The sequence below is a fragment of the Streptomyces sp. NPDC005799 genome, from assembly GCF_040630525.1.
Classification (GTDB): Bacteria; Actinomycetota; Actinomycetes; order Streptomycetales; family Streptomycetaceae; genus Streptomyces; species Streptomyces griseorubiginosus_B.
In genome coordinates this window covers 1-4177 of record NZ_JBEXXQ010000151.1, presented here as the reverse complement: position 1 = coordinate 4177, position 4177 = coordinate 1, and the positions used below count along the sequence as shown (strand labels likewise).

Genomic DNA, 4177 nt, shown 5'->3' with positions numbered 1-4177 from the left:
TGCGCAGGGCGGCGCGGTAGGTGGCCGACATGTCGATGGCGACGTGCCGGATGTTCTTGTGCCAGGTCGGGGGCGTGGTGGCGACCTCGGCCAGCCGTGCGTCCAGCCTGGCGGCGTCGGCCTCGCTCACCCTCAGCTCGGGACGCGCCTCCCCGGCGGCCAGAATGCGCTGGAAGGGCACGCCGGTCACTTCGGCGAACACCGTCCGCAGGCTTTCGTGCCGGCCCACGACGTCCGCGAGGGCTGCTTCCAGGGCTGTCCGGTCCAGCCGGCCGGACAGCCGCAGCGTCAAGGGAACGTTGTAGGTGGTGCTCGGACCTTCCAGCTGGTAGAGGCACCACAGGCGGCGCTGGGCGAACGACAGCGGCACCCTCTCCGGGCGCTGCACCGCCTTCAGCGCCGGACGCGCCGAGTCGTCCCGGACGAGGAGCTGGGCGAGACCGGCGACGGTCGGCGCCTTGAAGACGTCCCGCGCGGAGAGCTCCGCGCCCAGCAGCGCCCGTGTCCTCGCCACGAGCTGCATGACCAGCAGCGACTGGCCCCCGAGCGCGAAGAAGTCGTCGTCGACTCCCACGCGCGGCAGGTCGAGGAGCTCGGCGAACACCCCGCACAGCACTTCTTCCTGGGGTGTGCGCGGCGGGCGCAGCGTGACCAGGGCCGTGGAGTCGGGCGTCGCCAGCGCCCGCCGGTCCAGCTTCCCGTTGGCCGTCAGAGGAAGGGTCTTCAGCACGACGAACGCCATCGGGACCATGTAGTCGGGCAGCGTCTTCATCGCGAAGTCCCGCACGGACGCCGTGTCCAGGTCCGCCGTGCGGGCCCCGGCTCCGGCGGGCGCGGCCGGGACGAGGTAGGCGACCAGCTTCCGGCCGGAGCCGGGCCGGTCCGGCAGCGTGGCCAGGGTGCCGGTCATCGGCGGTTCGTCGATGATGGCGACCGTGACACCGGTGACCGTGGGCAGGGCCTCGGCGGTTGCGGCGGTGACGAGCGCGAGCCGGGCACGCACGTCTTGAACCATGGAGGTGATCCGGTCGGTGGGATGGTTCGGGTCGATCGGCAGGTACGCCGCGCCGGCCTTCAGGACCGCGAGGGTCGCGACCATCATCCGCACGCCGCGCGGGACGGCGATCGCGACGATGTCCTCCGGGCCCACCGCCCGGCCGATCAGCCAGTGCGCGAGCCGGTTCGCGCACTCGTCCAGTTCTCGGTAGGTCAGCGGCCCTTCGTCCTCGTCGGGGCCGACCAGCGCCACCGCGTCCGGGGTGCGTTCCACCTGGGCCTGGAACAGCTCCACCCAGCCGCCGGCGAGCAGGTCGTCCGTGGAGCCGGTCCGCTCCGTCAGCAGCAGCCGGCGTTCGTCCTTACCGAGCAGGTCCAGTTGTCCGGCCCGTGCCTGCGGATCGGCCACGGCCTGCTCGACCAGGCGCTCCAGCCGTGCCGCCAGTTCCGCCACCGCCGGCTGGTCGAATAGGTCGGCGCGGTAGTCGAGCCGGAACAGGAGCGCGGAGTCCGGTACGACGGTGAGGGCCAGGGAGTAGTGCAGGGAGTCTCCTCCCGTGGTGGCGACGGTAAGTTTCGCGGCCGAGGTGGAGTACTTCTGACCGGCGTGCGGATAGTTCTGGAAGACAATCACCGTGTCGAAGAGGTCGCCGCCGGTGTCGGTGTCGGTAAGGCGCTGGATGTGGGAGAGGCCGAGGTGCTGGTGGGGGAGGAGGGCCGCCTGTTCGTCCTGGATGCGTGCCGCGAGGTCGCCGACCGGCTCGTCGGCGCGCAGCCGGACCCTGAGGGGGAGGGTGTTGATGAATAGGCTAACCATCGTGTCTACGTCGGCGAGTTCGGCGGGCCGGCCCGAGACGGTGATGCCGAAGACCACGTCCTCACGCCCCGTCATGCCGGACAGCAGCAGCGCCCAGCACATCTGCATCACGGTGTTGACCGTCGCGCCACGCGCACGCGCCCATGCCCCAGCCGGCTGGTCAGGGCCTGAGGGAGCCGGTGGGTCACCAGACCGCGCCGGACCGCGCTGCGGGCGACCTCGTGCCCAGGAGCGAGCAGCGACGGTGCCGACAGCCCGCCAGCGCCTCCTGCCACGCTGCCAGCGCCGCGTCACGGTCCTGGCCCGCCAGCCACGCCACGTACGCACGGTAGGAGGCTGCGGGCGCCAGCCCCGTGTCGTCCCCGCCCCGCTCGTACAGCGCTACCAGCTCCCGCACCAGCAGGGGCAGCGACCAGCCGTCCCACAGGATGTGATGGTTGGTCAGCACCAAGCGGTGCCGGCACTCAGCGAGGCGCAGCAGGACGAACCTGACTAGACCCGGACTTCGCAGGTCGTCGTTTCAGGTCTGTGGCCAGCGGGTTCGTGTGATGTCGGTGTCGAGGAGGTCGAGGAGGTGGAGTTGGACGCCGCGGGTGATCTGGACGGTGGGCGGATCGGTGGTGTTGCCGATCCGCAGGGTGAGTTCGCCGAGGTGGTAGAAGATCATGCGGCCGGTGGGGCGGACCCGGCGCTGGTCCGGGTAGAGGCCGACCATGGTCTGCTCGGACCCCAGAGCGTGTCTGGCCTGCCGTTCGATCAGGCTGAAGACGAGCAGGGCCAGGCAGATGACCTGGATGAGAGCGGCGACACGCCGGTTGTGCTGCACGAAGACCGGCGCGACCGCGAGGGGGCCTTTGAAGTCGTGGTACCGGCGTTCGACCGTGCCCTGGCCTTTGTAGTGGACAAGGATCTGGTCCGGGCCGGCCTGCTCGGCCGGGATGCTCGTCAGCAGCGCCCACCAGCCGTCCACCGCAGCCTCGGCCGCCAGGACGTCCTGGTCGAAGTGCCACTGAAGGGCGGGAGGTTCGCCTTCGCCTCCGGTGATCGTCCAGCGCAGGCAGGAGGTGACGTGCCGCTTGGCTGCGATGACCCCGATCCGGGCCGTGATCTTCTGGTGGGTGCCGTAGTGCCGGCCGCCGGCCGCGCCGGCGAGCCTGTCCATTTCCTCGCCGGCCCGGGCCAGTCGCTTCTCGCGGGCCCGGCGCTGGCCCGCCGCGACAGCAGTGGAGTGCACCAGGATCCGGCGCACCCGGTGCACCGGATCCCGCTTGCGGCGCCCGGCCATGGTGTGGACGTCCTCCAGCACCCGGTAGCTCTCCCGCTCGGCGGCCGGTTTGTCCACGTCCCGCTCGGGCACCCAGTCCACCGCCTGTGCCTGTGCAAGGTCCAAGGCCGCGTAGACCTCGTCCTTGACCTGGGCAGCCGGGACCGGCGCGATGAAATCCACCCCGGCCGCGAGCAGTGCGGCGACATTCGTATAGGACACCAGCTTGGAATCGGCGACCATCAAGAACTTGCGTGCACCAGCCATGCCTTGCAGGTCCTTCATCGCGCCGACGACCTGGCTGACCTCGGCCGCACCCCCGCCGAAGACACGGGCGTGGACAGGAATGCCCCCGTCGGCGGACACCGCGAGCCCGGCCTGGACCTGCTTCAGGTCCACCCGCCGGTCCTTGGGGCGCCCGTAGCCGATGACCGGGTACTGCTCGTCCTGGTCCCCGGCGGGGAAGGCGCCATGGACAGACATGCTGGTCATGTCCCAGTGCAGCCTCGACACGTCGATCCCGAACTCGGCGATCGCCCGGGCACCGACCGTCCCCGCGATCCGCTCCAGCTCCGGCGCGATCGCGTCCAGGGCCCGTGCCAGACGGTCGTCGTTGAGAAGAGCCGGCTCGATGCCGAACACCTCCTCCACCGCCCAGGTACGGGCCCAGTCACCGACCCGCACCAGCGGCGCGGGCGAGGTCAGCCGGTTGGCCACCAGCGCCTCGATCACCTGCCCGTGGGTCAGATGCGCGCTCGCGCCTCCCGGACACACCTCGTCGACGATCCCCGCGACATCCAGCCGACGCAGAAACTCGGCAGCGACAGGCAGAGCGCCCAGACGCTTCTCCACCACGGACGTCACCACCACATCAAGGCGCTGACGCTGAGACCGAGGCCGCGGGGACCGGGAAGTCATCGACACACCCCACCCAACGCCACACCACCGGCCCAGGACACCCCGGACCGGTCACACCATACGAATCAACGACCCGCGAAGTACGGGACTAGTAGACTGTCGTGGCTAATTTTTGGGATAGAGGTGGCGCAGTTTGATGCGTGCGTCGTGGGTGGTGAACTGCCAGTTCACCTGACGTTGGC

3 protein-coding genes are annotated in these 4177 nt (G+C 70.4%); all 3 read right to left on the bottom strand.

Going from position 1 to position 4177, the window contains the following annotated elements:
- Positions 1 to 1921, bottom strand: a 1921-nt coding sequence (locus tag ABZ453_RS50510) for a condensation domain-containing protein (RefSeq protein ID WP_359026743.1), incomplete at its 3' end; no start/stop codon positions are given.
- Positions 1922 to 1997: 76 nt separating this feature from the next.
- Complete coding sequence (locus ABZ453_RS50505) at positions 1998 to 2324, bottom strand: condensation domain-containing protein (RefSeq protein WP_359026745.1); 327 nt, start codon at positions 2322 to 2324, stop codon at positions 1998 to 2000.
- 9 nt (positions 2325 to 2333) lie between these two features.
- Positions 2334 to 3932 (bottom strand): IS1634 family transposase, encoded by a 1599-nt coding sequence (locus tag ABZ453_RS50500; protein WP_359026741.1) that lies wholly within the window; start codon positions 3930 to 3932, stop codon positions 2334 to 2336.
- Positions 3933 to 4177: the final 245 nt, after the last annotated feature.